This is a genomic window from Kitasatospora sp. NPDC001095 (genome assembly GCF_053598615.1).
The window spans coordinates 263,055-279,130 of the sequence record NZ_JBSFKQ010000004.1 but is presented as its reverse complement, the minus strand read 5'-3'; the positions used below and the strand labels follow the sequence as shown (position 1 = coordinate 279,130).

Below are 16,076 nucleotides of genomic sequence, written 5' to 3'. Positions count from 1 at the left end.
GGTCAAGGAGGACCCGTGTTCAGCACGATGCAGGACGTTCCGCTCACCGTCGCCCGGATCCTGGAGCACGGGGCCACCATCCACGGCCGCTCGACCGTGACCACCTGGGACGGCACCGGGCCGGTCGTCCGCAGCTACGCCGAGGTGGGCGCCCGCGCCGCGCAGCTCGCCTGGGCGCTGCGCGACGAGCTGGGGGTGACCGCCGACGACCGGGTCGCCACCCTGATGTGGAACAACGCCGAGCACCTGGAGGCGTACCTCGCCGTCCCCGCGATGGGGTCCGTGCTGCACACGCTGAACCTGCGACTGCCCTCCCAGCAGCTGTCGTTCATCGTCAACCACGCCGCCGACCGCGTGATCGTCGTCAACGGCACCGTCCTGCCGCTGCTCGCCGCCGTCCTCCAGGACCTCGCACCGACCCTCAAGCACATCGTGGTGAGCGGCCCCGGCGACCGCTCGGTGCTGGCCGGCTTCGCGGGCGGCGTGCACGACTACGAGGAGCTGATCGCCGGCCGCCCCACCGAGTACCCGTGGCAGCACGACATCGACGAGCGGCAGGCCGCGGTGCTCTGCTACACCTCCGGCACCACCGGGGACCCGAAGGGCGTGCTCTACAGCCACCGCTCGGTCTACCTGCACTGCCTCCAGGTCAACACCGGTGACAACTTCGCCTTCACCCCGCGCGACACCGCGCTGCCGGTGGTGCCGATGTTCCACGTCCAGGCCTGGGGCATCCCGCACGCGGCCTTCATGTCCGGCGCCAACCTGCTCATGCCGGATCGTTTCCTCCAGCCCAAGCCGATGGCCGAGATGATCGCCGCCGTCCGCCCGACCGTCAGCGCCGCCGTCCCCACCATCTGGGCCGGCCTGCTGGACGAGCTCGACGCGGGCGACTACGACACCTCCAGCCTGCGCATGGTGGTCATCGGCGGCAGCGCCTGCCCGCCCTCCCTGATGAAGGCCTACGAGGAGCGGCACGGCATCCGGGTGCTGCACGCCTGGGGCATGACCGAGACCTCCCCGCTCGGCTGCTTCGCCCAGCCGCCGGGCGGCCTCACCCCCGAGGAGGAGTGGCCGTACCGGGTCACCCAGGGCATCTTCCCGGCCTCCGTCGAGGCCCGGCTGATCGGTCCGGGAGGCGAGCGGATGCCGCACGACGGCGTCTCGGCGGGAGAGTTGGAGGTGCGCGGCCCGTGGATCGCCGGGGCGTACTACGGCGGCGCCGGCCAGGACCCGGTCCGCCCGGAGGACAAGTTCTCCGAGGACGGCTGGCTGCGCACCGGCGACGTCGGCACCATCACCGCCGACGGCTACCTGACCCTCACCGACCGGGCCAAGGACGTCATCAAGTCCGGCGGCGAGTGGATCTCGTCCGTCGAGTTGGAGAACGCCCTGATGGCCCACCCCGACGTGGCCGAGGCCGCCGTGGTCGCCGTCCCGGACGAGAAGTGGGGCGAGCGCCCGCTGGCCACCGTGGTGCTGCGCCCGGGCGCGACCGTCGGGCTGAAGGAGCTGCGGGCCTTCCTGGGCGAGCGGATCGCCTCCTGGCAGCTGCCGGAGCGCTGGTCGATCGTGGAGTCGGTGCCGAAGACCTCGGTCGGCAAGTTCGACAAGAAGGTGATCCGGGCCGGCTACGCGGCCGAGGAGCTGGACGTCACGGTGCTCGGCAAGGAGTGACCGGCGAGGAGTGACCGCCCGGTGACGATCGGCGCGGAGCTCCCGGTGGAAGGGCCGGCCGCCCCCGTACCGAACGGGGGCGGCCGGCCCTTCCCCGTGCCGAGGAGTCGAGTCAGCCCGCGGCGGCGACGCCCGCCTCGCCCATCGCGCCGATCCGCCCGAGCAGGTCGACGATCCGGGACTGGACGTCCTCGCTGGTCGAGCGCTCGGCGAGGAACAGCACCGTCTCGCCGGTGCGCAGCCGGGGCAGTTCGCGCGGGTCGAGGTCCACCGAGGTGTAGACCACCAGCGGGGTGCGGTGCAGCCGGTCGTTGGCGCGCAGCCAGTCCAGCAGGCCGACCCGGCGGCGGCGGATCTGCAGCAGGTCCATCACCACCAGGTTGGGCTGCACGCTGCTGGCCCGGGCGACCGCGTCGTTCTCGTCCACCGCGTGTTCGACGTGCATGCCGCGCCGCTCCAGGCTGCCGATCATGGCGGCGGCGATGTCCGGGTCGCCCTCGACCAGCAGCACCCGCGGGGCGTGGTGCTCGCCGTCGCGCGGCGCGAGGGCGCGCAGCAGGACGGCCGGGTCGGCCCCGTACGCGGCGTCCCGGGTGGCCTGGCCGAGGCCGGCGGTGACCAGCACCGGGACCCTGCGGTTGAGCGCCGCGGTGCGCAGCGACTGGAGCGCGGTGCGGGTGATCGGGCCGGTCAGCGGGTCGACGAAGAGGGCGGCGGGGAAGCCGGCGACCTGGGCGTCCACCTCCTCGCGGGAGCTGACGATCACCGGCAGGTAGCCGCGGGCCTGGAGGGCCTGCTTGGTGGCCGGGTCGGGCTCGGGCCAGACCAGCAGCCGACGGGTGTTGGCCAGCTCGCCGGTCGGGGCCGACGGCTGTCCGGCGGCGGGCCGTTCGTCGGCGGCCGTGAGTTCGGCCATCGGGCGCGGCGCGGTCCGGGCGGCGTCGGCGGGGACGGGCGGCTGCGGCGCGTTGGCGGGCAGCGGCGCGGGGCCGAGCTGGCGCGGCGGGGCGAGCTCGCCCAGGCCGGTGCCGACCGGGCGCGGTCCGGACGGCTCCTCGGCGGCGGCGGGCAGCGCGGCGCGGGCCGGCGCCAGCGCGGTGCCGGGGGAGGACTGTGGCTGGGCGACCGGACCGGCCGGACCGGAGGCGTTCACCAGCGCGTCCGGTCCCGGCCCCGGCGGGACGGCCAGCCGGCGGCGGCGCCCGGTCGGGGCGGCGGCCGCCGGTTCGGGCAGCACGGGCGCGGGGCCGGTCGGCAGGGCGTGCTCCAGGCCGGGGTAGACCGGGGTCTCGGGTACTCCGGGCAGGGCGAAGCCGCCGGGGGCCTCGTCGGCCGAGGGCAGTGCGCGCCGGCGCCGGTGCTTGGTCTCGCCCTGGGAGAGCTCCTCGGCGGCCTCGTCGGTCGGGGTGCCGCCGGGCGGGGTGCCATCGGGGGCGGCGGGCGTGGGCGCCGGGCCGAGCGCGAGCGGCTCGCGTCCGCCGGGGCGGTTCGGCTGCGCCCGGTGGCCCTCGACGGGTACGGCGTAGGCGGGGCCGGAGCGGCCGTCGTCCTTGCCCCACGGGTCACTCTGGGCGCCGTCCGGGCCGGCCAGGCCCTGGCGGCCGTACGCGGGGTCGTTGCCGGTGCCGTTCCACTGCTCGGGCACGGCTCGCTCGACCCGGGCGGGGGCGTTCGGCCACTGGTCGGCCGGAACGTCGGGGGTGCCGGGGGCCGGGGCCTCGGCGGCCGGTCGGCCACGGCGGCCGCGCCGCTCGGCGGGGGCCTCCTCGGCAGGGGCCCGCTCCGCGTCGGGAGCCGCGGGTGCCGCGGGTGCCGCGGGGGCTCCCGCAGCCTCGGGGTCGGGCCGCTCGCCGGCCGGCGCGGCCTCGGCGGTGTCGGCGGCCTCGCCGCTGCTGGGCAGCTGCGGGATGCCCGGAAGCTCGGGCAGGACGGCGCTGTCGCTCTCCTTGGGCCGGTCGGAGCGGCCTTCGGCGGCGGCGCGCTCGGCGGCGGCCTTGGCGGCGGCCGGGTCCAGCGGCAGCTCGACGACGTACGTGGTGCCGGCCTTTCCGGGCAGCTCGTGCGGCTGGAGCACACCGCCGTGGCGCTCGACCACCGCCCGGGCTATCGGCAGGTGGACGGGGCTGCCGCCGACGCCGGGGCCGCGGATCTCGACCCGGGCGACCTCGCCGCGCTGGGCGGCGGCCAGGACGACGGTCGGCGGCTCGGGGGCGGGCGACAGCGCGGGCGCGGCGCCGTTCAGCCCGGGCACGGCCAGACCGGGGGAGGGGGCGTCGGGGGTGGCCAGCGCCAGCCCGACGCCGCTGACGTCGGCAACCAGGTGGGCCAGCGCCTGCGCCAGCCGCCGCTCGTCGGCGATCACCTCGACCGCGGCGGCGTGCACCGAGAACCGGACCCGGCCGGGGCCGACCAGCTCGCCGGCCTCCTCGACGGCCCGGCGGACCACCTTGTCCAGGCCCACCGGCACCCGGGGCGCGGCCTTCCGCCCGCCCTTGCCGTCCATGGCGTCCTTGCCCGCCTTGGACTCCTTGCCGTCCTTGGCCTCGGCGGCGCCGCTCTCGCCGGCCTCGCAGCGCTGGTGGTCGAGGACCCCGTCGATCAGCTTCCCGAACCGGCGGCACTCGGCGGCCAGCCGGCGCAGCGTCCAGTTGGCCTCCGGCCAGAGCTGGCCGGCCGGGTCGGCGGCGAGCGCGTCGAGCCGCTGGTTCAGCGCGTTCAGCGCGCCGCCCAGCTCGCTCTCCAGGACGGCGGTGAGGTGCTCGTTGCGGGCGACCAGGGCGAGTTCGCGGCTGCGGTCGGTGAAGGTCATCACCGCGCCGACCAGCTGGTCGCCGTCCCGGACCGGGGCGGTGGTGAGGTCGACGGTGACCGGCCGACCGTCCTTGCGCCACAGCACGGTGCCGCGCACCCGGTGCTTGCGCCCGGAGGTCAGGGTGTCCAGCAGCGCCGACTCCTCCAGCGCCAGCGGGGTGCCGTCGGCCCGGGAGTGCTGGATCAGCGGGTGCAGCTCGCGCCCGCCCAGCTCGCTCGCCCGGTACTCCAGGATGTGCGCCGCGGCCGGGTTGACCAGCACGCAGCGGCCTTCGAGGTCCACTCCGAGCACGCCCTCGGCGGCGGCGCGCAGGATCATCTCGGTCTGCTTGTGCTGGCGGCGCAGCTCGGCCTCGACGCCGAGCCGGCCGGAGAGGTCGCGGACCAGCAGCAGGAGCAGGTCGGAGGAGGAGGGCGAGTTCTCGCGGTACGAGTCGTACGGGGAGCGCGCGTAGCCGCGGCCTTCGCCGTCGTCGGCGAAGTCGTTGCCGGAGACCTCGACCGGGAAGGTGGTGCCGTCGGTGCGGTGGGCGGTCATCCGGACCGGGCGGTCGAGGGCCTCTCCGTCGCGGGTGGCCGGGCGCATCGAGCCGGGGATCCGGCTGGGGTCGAACTCGGGCAGCAGACCCAGCACGCCCATGCCGACCAGCGAGGTGCCCGGTGCCTGCAACGCCTGGACCGCCGCGCTGTTGGCATCCACGACGGTGCCGTTGCTGTTCACCAGCAGCAGCGCGTCGGGCAGGGCGTCGAGTATGGCGGCGAGGCGAGCAGCGCCTCGGATCGGCCTGCTGCTCACGTGGACAGGTCTCCTCGGCTCGGGGCAGCTCCTCCGGAGACGGCAGTATCTCATTCTTCTTTGCGGTGGGGACGACCCGCCTAGTAACGTTGGCAGCGGTTGGTGCCAAGGCCCACGGTTGTGGCATCATCACTGACACACGGAACGGTTCCGCTCGCGCGGGGACGCTCCTTGTGGGGAGGCTTCGCCTAGTCCGGTCTATGGCGCCGCACTGCTAATGCGGTTTCGGGGTTATTCCTGATCGAGGGTTCAAATCCCTCAGCCTCCGCCAGCCGGGAGCCCCCGTCGACGATCTCGTCGGCGGGGGCTCTTCGCGTTCCCGGGTGCGGACCGGGGGTGGCCCGGAGCGGTTTCGGAACCCGTTCGGAACCCGTTCAGGGCGGTTCGGAGCAGCCCGGAGCGGTTCGGTAGCGCGGCGGTGGCGGGGCCCCGGACGAGCCCGGATCAACCGATTTCGTCCTACGCCGCAGGTCATGTAATGTTGTCCCCGCAACGCCCCGGAGGCAGAGTTCACCAGGGCGAGCGCTCATAGCTCAACGGATAGAGCACTTGACTACGGATCAAGAGGTTGCAGGTTCGAATCCTGCTGAGCGCACCAAACTCCGCAAGATCGGGTTCGCCCGTTCCTTGCGCTCATAGCTCAACGGATAGAGCACTTGACTACGGATCAAGAGGTTGCAGGTTCGAATCCTGCTGAGCGCACCATCGAGAAACCCCCGGCCATCGGCCGGGGGTTTCTCGCGTTCCCCGGGGTTCCCCGCGGGTGATTCGAACGGGGCCGTCGGGTGGATGGTCCCGTTCCGGGGGCCGGCACTCGCCGGATGGGTCCGGTGCTCCCGTTCCCGCGTCCGTTCGGGTGGCGTCGATTGCCGCCTAATGGATGAAATGCAGCTGTTTCGGGTACATCCCGTCCTGCCGCCCGGATGACCGCCGAACGGGTGGGACACGGTCAAAAGCCCAGGTGTCTCGATATGACCGGCTCAGGATCGTGATTCCTTTTTGTCGGATCTTGTGCAGACTGCCCGCCGCCCAGGCAGCCGACCGCGAAGGAGAGCCGGATGAGCCGACAGTTTCCCCGTACGGCTGTCGCCCTGGCCGTCCTCGCGAGCGGGCCGCTGACCGCGTGGAACGCCCCGCTCGCGGCGGCCCTGCGGCACCCCGACGCCTGGCCCTCCGCCGAGGCCCCGGACGTTCCCGCGCTCACCGTCCCCACGATCACCGTCCCCACGATCACCGTCCCCGCGGACACCGACGACCCGGGCCTGCGGCTCACCGGCACCGGCGAGGCCGGCGGCATCGTCTCGGTCGTCGACCAGGACTCGGGCGACGACCTCTGCATCACCGGGGTGCCGGCGGACGGCCGGTGGTCCTGTCTGCCGGTCGAGGACCTGGCGGACGGGCAGCACCTGCTCACCCCGTTCGCGGTCGATGTGGCGGGGGGCCGGACGCCCGGGCCGCCGGGCGAGCTGGTCGTCGCCACCGGCCTGCCGGAGCGGCCGGTGCTCACCTCGCCGGCTCCGGGGGAGTTCGTGCGGGTGCGGGGTGCCACCGGGGGAGCGACGCCCACGTCGAGTCCTTCCGTCGCGGTGGCGTCGAGCCCTGCGGCGTCGCGCCCGGCCGAGCCGAGCCCGGGCGCCACGGGTTCGGCGGTGGCCACGTCGAGTCCGTCCGTCGCGGCGGTGCCGGCGGTGGCGCCGTCCAGGGCCACCTCGCCGACCGTGCCCACCCGGCCCGCCGTCCCCGCCCCTTCGGCCACCGCGACCGTCTCCCCGACCCCGACCCCGGCCCGGGCTCCGGCCATCGGCCTCGGCGCCTCGCCGGTACCGGCCGCCGTGGTGGAGCCCGGCGAGCCCGCCGCCCGGCCGTCGGCGGCGCCGGTGGTGGCCGCGCAGGGCTGGTCCGGGCGGCCCGGGGCGGACGGCTGGCGCGGTGGACTCGCCGGAGTCCTGCTGGTGCTCACCGGCCTCGGGCTGATCACCCGTCGGGTGTTCGCCCATAGGAACGGTGCTCCTCGGCGCTGACCCGCGCCGAACTGTCCCGACCATCCACTCATGTGCCTGCGCGTCAGGTCGGCTTTGGATGATTCGTCAGTAAATGTCGACACACCTCGGTTCAAATGTCGCATTTGATGACGTATGAACTTAGCCTGACCCTGGCACTGCCCGTCAGATCCGGGCCGCCCGTTGCGCGACACACAGACCCAGAGGATCCGTGCATGGACGTCACCCGCGATTCTTCGCAGCGACCCGACAACCTGCCCAAGGCGCTCCCGCCGGCACTGCCGGAACGTTCCGGCTCCGGCTCCAGTCCGCTGGCCAGCGCCACGACCGTCCGGACCGTCAAGCCGGGCGGCCCGGTCGACAGCGGTCCGGCGACCACCCCGCTGGCCGTCGTCCCGCACCCGTCGCCGGCCGGCGGCGCGACGGCGGTGCGCGACCCGCTGGAGTCGGCCGCCCCGGAGACCGTCGAACTCCCGGACCCCACGGCGGCCGGGGCCCCGGCCGCCACCACCTCCCGGCGCCCGCCGCGCGCCGACCAGGCGCTGCGGGAGCAGCCCGCCACCGCGCTGCCCGGTTGGGTCGCCCTGCTGGCGGTGCTGATCGGCGTGGTCGGCGTGCTGCTCGTACTGCTGCGCACCGGTGTCATCCCGTACTGGGACGCGCTGCCCGACCTGCGGGGCAGTGCCGTGCGGGAGAGCGGCCTGGTGGAGGTGGACGCGAAGTGGATCGCCGCGGCGGCCGCGGCCGGCCTGCTGGCGGTGGCCGCGCTCTCCGGGCTGCTGGTCAACGCGGGCGGCGAGACCCGGGTGCTCACCCGTTGGGGCCGCTACCGGGGCACCGTCCGCCGGACCGGCCTGGTCTGGGTCAACCCGCTGCTGCGCCGTCGGCGGGCGGATGTGCGGCTGCGGCACTGGCGCAGCGAGCCGGTCAGGGTCGTCGACCGCACCGGCACGCCGATCGTGGTCCGGCTGCTGATCGTCTGGCGGGTCAAGGACACCGCACGGGCGCTGCTGGCGATCGAGGACCACGAGAGCTACCTGCGCGAGCAGGTCCAGGCGGTACTCACCCGTACCGCGTCCACCCTGCCCTGCGACAGCAACGCCGCGCCCGGACCGGCGCTGCGCGACGGGCAGTGGTTCGCCGACGAGATGACCAGGGCGCTGGCCGCCGAAGTCGCCCCGGCCGGCCTGGAGGTCTACTCGGTGCAGCCGCTGGCCCTGGACTACGCGCCGGAGGTGGCCGAGTCGATGCGCCGCCGCCGGCTGGCCGACCTGGACGCCGGTCTGCGCACCGTGCTGGTGGACGACGCGGTGGAGGCGGCGGCGCTCGCCGTCCGCCGTCTGGAGCGGGCGACGGCGCACGAACTGGACGAGGCCGCCCGCAGCGCGCTGATGGAACAGCTGCTGGTCGCCTTCGTCGCCCCGGCCGGAGTGGCCGCCTCGGTACCGCCCCCGGCCGCCCGCGCCGGGCGGAAGGAAGGACGACCCGCATGAGGATAGCCACCGGCGCGTACGCCGAACCCGCCGAGGCCGTGGGCCCGCTCGGCCCCGACGGTGATCCCGGTCTGATCGGCTTCGAGGAGCGCCTCGGCCGCATCCCCGCGATCGAGGGCTGCGGCTGCGCGAACTGTGTCGTCCGGCCGCGCACCGCCCGCTCCGCGGCGGCGGCCGGCGGCAGCCGAATACACCGGGCCGTGCGGAGCACCTGTCTGGCCACCACCGTGCTGGCGGGCGCCGGCGTCGTCGGCCTGACGGCCGGCGCCGGATCCGCGCACGCCGCGGCCGGGAAGCAGGGCTGGGACGGGTCGAAGTACTGGTTCAAGAACGGCGGTGGCGAGTGGCGCTGGACCAGCCACTACGACGTCTACGCGAGCCGCACCGGTCAGTCCGGCGGCTCGGCCGGCGCCACCGCCCAGGCCGTCTCCAACGGCTCGGCCTCCTCCGCCGGGATGCGCCAGGGCTGGGACGGGTCGAAGTACTGGTTCAAGAACGGCCGTGGCGAGTGGCGCTGGACCAGCCACTACGACGTCTACGCGAGCCACGCCGGTCAGTCCGGCGGCTCGGCCGGCGCCACCGCCCAGCCCGCGCCCCCCGCGAGCCGTCCGTCGACGAACCCCGCGCCGGCCTCCGGGAGCATGGAGGCGGCCATCGACTACGCGCTCGCCCAGCTGGGCAAGCCGTACGTCTGGGGCGGCAACGGCCCGTCCGGCTACGACTGTTCGGGACTGGTCCAGCAGGCCTACCGGCGCGCCGGGATCAGCCTGCCGCGGGTGGCCGACGACCAGTACGCGGCGACCACGCCGATCAGCGCCGGGCAGCTGCGCCGCGGCGACCTGGTGTTCTGGTCCGACAGCGGCCGGGCCTCGGGGATCCACCACGTGGGCATCTACCTGGGCGGCGGCAAGTTCGTGGAGGCCCCGCGGCCGGGTACGACCGTCCGGGTCTCGACACTCAACTCGGGCTACTACCCGACCCACTTCGGGCGGCCGTAGCCGCGAGAACGGTGACGGGCCCCCGGCAGCGCGATGCCGCCGGGGGCCCGTCCCGTGTGCTCAGGGCAGCTGGGGCGCCGAGCAGCCGTGGCGCTGGGCGGACCGGGCGGCGAAGGTCCGCAGGGCGTCCTTCTCCAGGGCCGGGTCGGCCGCGGCGATGTGGTTCCCGTCGAACACGGTGGCCACCGTGAAGAGGGCGGTGGCGCCGCCGGGGCAGGTGGCGGTGGCCCAGGCCACGTCGTCCTTGGCACCCGCCGGGCCGGTGACCGGGTAGTCCGCGACCGCGGGGAGGACGTCCGCGAACGGCGGGTAGTACGCCCCCAGGCGGAAGCGCGGGGCGTCCTGGCCGGCGTACAGGAAGCAGTCCTCGATCGGGGCGTCCGGGTCCGCCGCGGACTCGTTGGTGGTGCCGGACAGGCCGGCGCAGGTGCCGGTGGCCGCGCCGTCCGCGACCTTGACGTACCGGGTGTCCGCCGGGACCTCGGTGATCTCCGGTCCGGAGGGCGCGGTGCAGCCCCAGACCCGGGCGGCGCCGTCCGCGGCGCGGGCGGCGATGCGGGCGAACCGGGCCCGCCGGGCCGGGTCGTCGAGGACGTGCTTGCCGTCGGCCGGGACGGCCCCGACGGTGACCAGCAGGCCAGGGGAGTTCGGGGCGGGGCAGTCCAGGGCGACCACGGCGGTCGCGCCGATCCGGCCCTGGAGGTCCAGGACGCCCCTGCGGCCGTGGCCGAGCGGCATCACCATGGTGGTGGAGAGGTTCGGACGGTCCCGGCCGAGCCTGTGCAGCGCCCCGTCGGCCCGCTGCTGGCTCCGGTCGATCCGGACGTCCAGGAAGCCGTTGCCGGGATTCCCGGCGTTGTCCACGGAGCAGGCGGCCAGGCCCTCGGGCACCTTGGCGTCCTTGCCGCGCGCCCGGTCCACCCCGAGCAGGTCCTCGACCTCGGCGGTGTCCACGCTGCCGTGGCAGAGCCCGGCCAGCGAGCGGCCGTCCTGCCAGCGGTCGTACCCGCCGCCCAGGTAGAACACGGCGCCGGTGACGAGGACCAGCCCGACGGCGGCGGCGACCGGAAGCCGCCACCGCCGACGGGCCCCGCGCGGTTCCGCGGGCTCGGCCGTCACTTGTTCTCGCCCCCGCGGCCGAGGGCGGCGGCGGCGTCGCTGCGGCCGGTGTTGTAGATCGTCCGCATCTGCTGCTCGTCCCAGTCGACGGCCGGGGCGTCCGGGTTGAGTCCGGCCCGCTGCTGCTGCCACTTCTCGACCATGGCGCTGATCCCCTCGTGTCCGCTGCGGCCGTCGGCGCCGGTGAGGGTGTTCGCCTCGATCCGGCCGGCCGCGGCCGCGTTGATCTCGGCGGTGGCGTTCATCTGCCACCCCATGATCCCGTCACCGAGCAGGCTCTGGGCCATCGCCCCGACCCCGGGGACCGGGACGAGCTTCAGCGGGGTGCCGATGCCCTGGTACAGGCCCTTGGCCTGCCAGGCCTTGACCTTGGTGTCGTCGTCGCGCTCGTCGAGGATGGCGTCGGCCTGGACGGCGTCGTACACGCCGAGGGCGACCGAGGAGTTGGCCATCACGCCCTTCCACTCCTTCTCGCCCACGTTGGGCGGGAGTTCGGCGAGCTGCTGGGCGACGTGCACCATCTCGGCCTGCTGGACGACGTGGTGGGACTCGGGGTCGTCGGCGATGCCGCGCAGGACCCGGACCAGGGAGCCCTTGTCGGTCGCCATCCTGGTCTCCCCGGTGACAGGGTCGACCCAGACGCCGCTGGCGTCCTCGCCGGAGTGGTCCTTGGCGGCGCGGTTGGTGCCGGAGAGGATGTCGTGGGTGTCGGCGGTGTAGTCGGCCAGCGCGTTGGCGATCGGGCGCTGCATGCCGGCCGGGAGCTTCTCGTGGCCGATGCCGCCGTCCAGCATGTTGACGGTGTCGCGCATGACCCGGGCCTGGGCCTCGCTGTGATGCCTGACGGTGTCCTCCTGGCCCGCCCGGTCGCCGGTGGCGGCGGCCTCGATGGCCAGGCCGAGCGAGTGCTGGCCCTGGACGTACTTGCCGTCGCGGATCTCGTCCGGCCAACCGCGCTCGTCCAGCAGGTACTTGAGGTGGTCGTTGGTCCGGGGGTCGCCCGGGTCCAGGAAGCGGGTGGAGGCCTGGGGGTTGTGACTGAGCGACTCCATGAAGCCGGCCACGGCGTCGCCGCCACGGCCCTCGCCGAGGTGGTCCCACTTCGGCTGGGTGGAGTCGGGCGCCCAGACCACCTGCGGATCCACCTTGGCGTCGCGCTCGTACTTGAGCAGGCTCTCGCCGTAGGAGTTGAGGAAGTCGGAGTCGTACTCGCCGGAGCGCATCAGGCTGCTCATCAGCTGGTAGCCGAGTGGCATCGGGCCACCGCCCTCGCGCTTCACGAGCTGGGGACCGAGCTTGATCATCTCGTTCTCCCAGTCCTGCATGGGCTTGGAGTGGCTCTGGGTGGCGGTGCCCAGGGTCGCGCCCAGCGAGGCCTGGAGCTGCTTCACGGCCTCGTTGCGCTCCTTGCTGTACCTGCCGAACTTCGCCGGGTCGTTGACGTCGCGCCAGAAGTCCAGGGTGCCGCGAGGGCCGAGCGTGGTGGCGAACTGCTCGGCGAACGCCGGGTCGCTCTTGCGCTTCTCCAGCAGGGAGTTGAGCCTGGTCAGCTCCTCGACCGAGAGGTCGCCGCCCTTTCCGGCCAGGGCGAGCGCGTCGGCGAGGTCCTTGCGGGCCTCGGTGGCCTCCTGGAGGCTGTGGTAGCCGTTGGCGTTGAACGAGTGGTCGTTCGCGCCGTTCGGGTCCGCGCGCAGCGCCCAGGCGGCGGCCTGGTCCGCGTCGGCGGCCTGCTGGAGCGCCGCTTCGAGGCTGTGGACCAGGTTCTCCACCGCGCGCTTGCGCTGGGGAAGGAACACCGTCTGGTAGTCCGGGTCCTCCTGGGCGCTCTTGTCGTTGAGCAGCGGGTGGACGTCGGTGACCTTTCCGGTGCCGTCCACCTTCAGGTGGTCGGCGGGGCCGTCCTCGTCGGCGATCTTCTTGAGCAGGTTCTGGGCGGCGGTGAACTGCTGGGCGGCGTCGGCGAGCAGCCCGCTGATGTCGGCGGACTCCTTTCCGGCGGCGTCGAGCTGTTCGGCGGCCTTCTTGATCTGCGCGCGGGCCTGGGTGGCGGCCTCGCCCTCCCAGCCGGCGGCCAGCTTGTCGGCGACCTCGCTGGTCAGCCGGTCCTTCAGGCCGACGTAGCGGGCCTGGAGGGTCTTCCACTCCTCGGCGGCCGCGTGCAGCGGCTCGATCCTGGCGTTGCGGACGATCTCGTAGCTCAGCACGGTGGTGGCCCCCTCAGTTCCCGCCGGACAGGTTCTGCTTGTTGGCGTTCTCGGTCGCCGTGTACTGGTCGGCGGTCTTCCGCAGCCGCTCGGCGATGTCGTAGAGGAGGTTGCCGAGGGTGGAGACCTGGCTGTCCCAGCGGATGGAGCGGTTGCGCAGCTCCGGGCCGGTCTGCCAACTGGTCAGCGCGGCATAGGCGGTGGTGGTCTTCTCCGCGGCGGTGTCGTCGACGGTGTGGAAGTTGCCCCTGATCTCGTCGACGGTGCCGGCCCGCGCCTTCAGGTCTGCGGGGCTGACGGTCAGCTTGCCGCCGCCCCCGCCGCCACCGGCGGAGTTGAGCCGCAGGCCCGCGTACTTCTTCCGGTCCTCGTCGTCGAACAGGCCGTCCCAGGCAGGATTGTCAGCCAAAGCGTTCCCCCGTGCTGGCGTCTCGGTCATGAAGTCTTGGTCCGTGCATGGTCGTTCATTGACCATGACTTTTCGGCCCCGTCGATGGTTCCCGAGCCGACGGACGTGATCCGGAACGTCGCGGGCCGCGAACCGCGCCCGGAGCGGGGCGAGTTCGCGGCCTACGAGGGGGAGCTTCCGGACCGGCGCGGCTCAGGCGGAGGCGGCGTCCAGCAGGGCGGTCTGCTCCGGGGTGAGCTTCAGGGTGGCGCCGGCCAGCAGCGCCGGGAGCTGCTCGACGGTGCGGGCGCTGGCGATCGGGGCAGCGACCGTCGGTCGGGCGGCGAGCCAGGCCAGGGCGACGGAGGCGGGCTCCACCTCCTGCTCGGCGGCGACGGTGTCCAGCGCCTCCAGCACCTTGGGGCCGCGCGGCTCGGCCAGGTAGCGGGCGGCGCCCTCGGCGCGGGCGCTGTCCACGCCACCGACGCCCGGGCGGTACTTGCCGGTCAGGAAGCCGGAGGCCAGCGCGTAGTACGGGACGGTGGCCAGGCCGTGCTCGGCGACGACGTCGGCCAGCGGGCCCTCGAAGGTGTCGCGCGAGACCAGGTTGTAGTGCGGCTGGACGGCGACGTACTTCGCCAGGCCCTCGCGGTCGGCGAAGGCCAGCGCCTCGGCGAGCCGCTCGGCGGAGATGTTGGAGGCGGCGACCGCCCGGACCTTGCCCTCGCGGACCAGCTCGTCCAGCGCGGTGACGAACTCCTCGACCGGGGTGTCGTCGTCCCGGTGGGTGTAGTAGAGGTCGATCCGCTCGACGCCCAGGCGGCGCAGCGAGTCCTCGGCCGCGGCCTTGACGTTGGCGGCGCCCAGGCCGTAGCGCTCGGCGAGCATGCCGACCTTGGTGGCGATCACGACGTCCTCGCGGTTGCCGCGGCTGCGCAGCCAGTTGCCGAGGACGGTCTCGGACTCGCCGCCGGTGTTGCCCGGCGCCCAGGAGGAGTAGACGTCGGCGGTGTCGACGAAGTTGCCGCCGGCCGCCGCGTAGGCGTCCAGGACGGCGAAGGACTGCTGTTCGTCGGCCGTCCAGCCGAAGACGTTGCCGCCGAGGGAGAGCGGGAAGACGGACAGGTCGGAGGTGCCGAGGCTCACCCGGCTGTGGTTTCCGGTCATGATCCCAGTCAACCGGATCGCGGCGGGGTGTGTTCCGTGAACCGTACGGTTTCACGGGCCCGTCGTACCGCTGTCGCACGTGGGGGTGGTGTGTCCCGCGCGACGGGGGTCCGGGGTGTGCCTGAGGTGGGCCGATTCGTTAGAGTCCCTGCCATGGCTGACAACGACTACGACCCCGCCGGCAGCACCCAGATGTTCCGGGCGTTCGTCGACGAGAGCCCGGCCCCGCAGGCTCCGGGCAACGTTTCCACCTACGGCAGCAGCAAGAGCGGCAGCCGCACCGGCGTGATCGCGCTGATCGCCGTCGTCGCGCTGGTCGTCCTGGGCGGCGTCATCTGGCTGGCGGTCAAGTGACCCTCGCGCGGGTGGCCCTCGTCCGGGTCACCCGCGCGACGGGAGCGGGAATCCTCAGCAGGGCTTGCGCCAGGCGTTCAGCTCGAGCTTCTTGCGCATCGAACTGAAGCCCAGCGACTTGGCCTTGGCGCAGAACTGGTCCGTGTCGAGCTTGTACTCGACGTGGAAGACCGCCTTGCCCGCCTTGACGAACGGGGCGACCCGGTCGCACTCGTCGAACTGCGCGCACTCCTCGTTGACCGCGAAGTCGAAGTCCCCGAGCAGCGCCGGGATCTGGTCGAGGTCGTTCTTGAGCCCGATGGCCAGGCCGCGTTCGTGGGCGAGCTGCGCCAGCATCCGGTTGTACCTGAGCTGGTCGTCGGAGGTCAGCGGGAAGCCGCTGTTCTGGTTGTAGGCCTCGATGGTGTCCGGTTCGACGGCGTCGAAGCCCTTGCTCCGGCACATGTCGAAGCGGGCGGCCATCAGCGGCTTCAGCTGGTCGAGCTTGCGGATGTCGAACCACTTCTCGCCCTTCCAGCCGGTGTCCGAGCCCTGCAGGGACTTGGCGAAGGCGGCGGAGTCGGGGCGGAAGTCCTCCCAGGAGCCGGCGTTGATGTAGCAGATCACCTTGCGGCCCTTGGCGTGCAGGGCGGCCACCACCGAGGCGTCGTTCTCGAAGCCGTCGATGTCGTAGACCGGTACGTCCACGGACTGGTCCACGCCGCCGCCGAGTTGCCACTGCCAGGCCAGGCCGGGGGTGGGCTGCCAGCGGGCGCCGGCCGGCGGCGGTGCCGGGCTGCCGGGCGGGGTGGCGGGCGGCGGGGTTCCGCCGGGCGTGCCCGGGGCCGGGACGGTGGTGCCGGGAGCGGTGGGTACGGGGGCGGGGTTCTCCGGCGCGGCGGTGGTCGCGTCGGGGGTGCCGGGGGTGTTCGGCGCGGTGGCCGCGGGGGAGTTGCTCGGGGTGCCGTCGGCCGAGTCCTGGTCGTCCTCCGATCCCGAGCTGCTGCACGAGCTGACCAGCAGGGCGGTGGCGGTGGCGAGGGCCAGGGCGGCCGGAAGCAGCCGGTTGCGACGGTTCACGGTAGTCGGA

The 16,076-nt window shown here is 73.8% G+C and carries 11 protein-coding genes and 3 tRNA genes; 8 read left to right on the top strand and 6 right to left on the bottom strand.

Annotated elements, in window-relative coordinates; genetic code table 11:
* The first annotated feature begins 15 nt into the window (after positions 1-15).
* Entirely contained in the window at positions 16-1,677 is a 1,662-nt protein-coding gene (locus tag ACWDBB_RS06675; RefSeq protein ID WP_449788514.1) for a long-chain fatty acid--CoA ligase, read from the top strand.
* Positions 1,678-1,789: 112 nt separating this feature from the next.
* Here the strand turns inward: ACWDBB_RS06675 and ACWDBB_RS06670 are convergent, their stop codons facing one another.
* On the bottom strand, positions 1,790-5,284 hold the full coding sequence (locus ACWDBB_RS06670) for a PAS domain-containing protein (RefSeq protein WP_449788513.1): 3,495 nt from the start codon (positions 5,282-5,284) through the stop codon (positions 1,790-1,792).
* A gap of 177 nt (positions 5,285-5,461) precedes the next feature.
* On the opposite strand from ACWDBB_RS06670, the gene ACWDBB_RS06665 reads away from it, so the two are divergent.
* The 6 genes from ACWDBB_RS06665 (at position 5,462) to ACWDBB_RS06640 (ending at position 9,775) form a co-directional block, all read left to right on the top strand.
* Positions 5,462-5,555 (top strand) — tRNA-Ser (locus ACWDBB_RS06665).
* 251 nt (positions 5,556-5,806) lie between these two features.
* Positions 5,807-5,882: transfer RNA gene (locus tag ACWDBB_RS06660), tRNA-Arg, on the top strand.
* A gap of 31 nt (positions 5,883-5,913) precedes the next feature.
* Positions 5,914-5,989: transfer RNA gene (locus tag ACWDBB_RS06655), tRNA-Arg, on the top strand.
* Positions 5,990-6,342: 353 nt separating this feature from the next.
* Positions 6,343-7,305 (top strand): hypothetical protein, encoded by a 963-nt coding sequence (locus ACWDBB_RS06650; RefSeq protein WP_449788512.1) that lies wholly within the window; start codon positions 6,343-6,345, stop codon positions 7,303-7,305.
* A 194-nt stretch (positions 7,306-7,499) separates the two neighbouring features.
* Positions 7,500-8,777: an SPFH domain-containing protein gene (locus tag ACWDBB_RS06645; protein WP_449788511.1), complete on the top strand. Its 1,278-nt coding sequence runs from the start codon at positions 7,500-7,502 to the stop codon at positions 8,775-8,777.
* The gene (locus tag ACWDBB_RS06640) at positions 8,774-9,775 is read left to right on the top strand and encodes a C40 family peptidase (protein ID WP_449788510.1); all 1,002 of its coding nucleotides are present in this window, start codon (positions 8,774-8,776) and stop codon (positions 9,773-9,775) included. The genes ACWDBB_RS06645 and ACWDBB_RS06640 overlap by 4 nt, the downstream gene beginning before the upstream one ends.
* A gap of 60 nt (positions 9,776-9,835) precedes the next feature.
* Here the strand turns inward: ACWDBB_RS06640 and ACWDBB_RS06635 are convergent, their stop codons facing one another.
* The 4 genes from ACWDBB_RS06635 to ACWDBB_RS06620 all read right to left on the bottom strand — a co-directional run bounded on the left by ACWDBB_RS06635 (position 9,836) and on the right by ACWDBB_RS06620 (position 14,653).
* Positions 9,836-10,894, bottom strand: coding sequence for a hypothetical protein (locus tag ACWDBB_RS06635; RefSeq protein ID WP_449788509.1), 1,059 nt, complete (start codon positions 10,892-10,894; stop codon positions 9,836-9,838).
* Positions 10,891-13,098, bottom strand: a complete 2,208-nt coding sequence (locus ACWDBB_RS06630; protein ID WP_449788508.1) for a hypothetical protein — start codon at positions 13,096-13,098, stop codon at positions 10,891-10,893. The genes ACWDBB_RS06635 and ACWDBB_RS06630 overlap by 4 nt, the downstream gene beginning before the upstream one ends.
* Positions 13,099-13,111: 13 nt before the next feature.
* On the bottom strand, positions 13,112-13,507 hold the full coding sequence (locus ACWDBB_RS06625; RefSeq protein ID WP_449788507.1) for a WXG100 family type VII secretion target: 396 nt from the start codon (positions 13,505-13,507) through the stop codon (positions 13,112-13,114).
* A gap of 192 nt (positions 13,508-13,699) precedes the next feature.
* Complete coding sequence (locus ACWDBB_RS06620) at positions 13,700-14,653, bottom strand: aldo/keto reductase (RefSeq protein ID WP_449788506.1); 954 nt, start codon at positions 14,651-14,653, stop codon at positions 13,700-13,702.
* Between the two features lie 153 nt (positions 14,654-14,806).
* On the opposite strand from ACWDBB_RS06620, the gene ACWDBB_RS06615 reads away from it, so the two are divergent.
* Positions 14,807-15,007: a hypothetical protein gene (locus tag ACWDBB_RS06615; RefSeq protein ID WP_449788505.1), complete on the top strand. Its 201-nt coding sequence runs from the start codon at positions 14,807-14,809 to the stop codon at positions 15,005-15,007.
* Between the two features lie 54 nt (positions 15,008-15,061).
* On the opposite strand, the gene ACWDBB_RS06610 is transcribed toward ACWDBB_RS06615, so the two are convergent.
* On the bottom strand, positions 15,062-16,066 hold the full coding sequence (locus ACWDBB_RS06610) for an endo alpha-1,4 polygalactosaminidase (RefSeq protein WP_449788504.1): 1,005 nt from the start codon (positions 16,064-16,066) through the stop codon (positions 15,062-15,064).
* Positions 16,067-16,076: the final 10 nt, after the last annotated feature.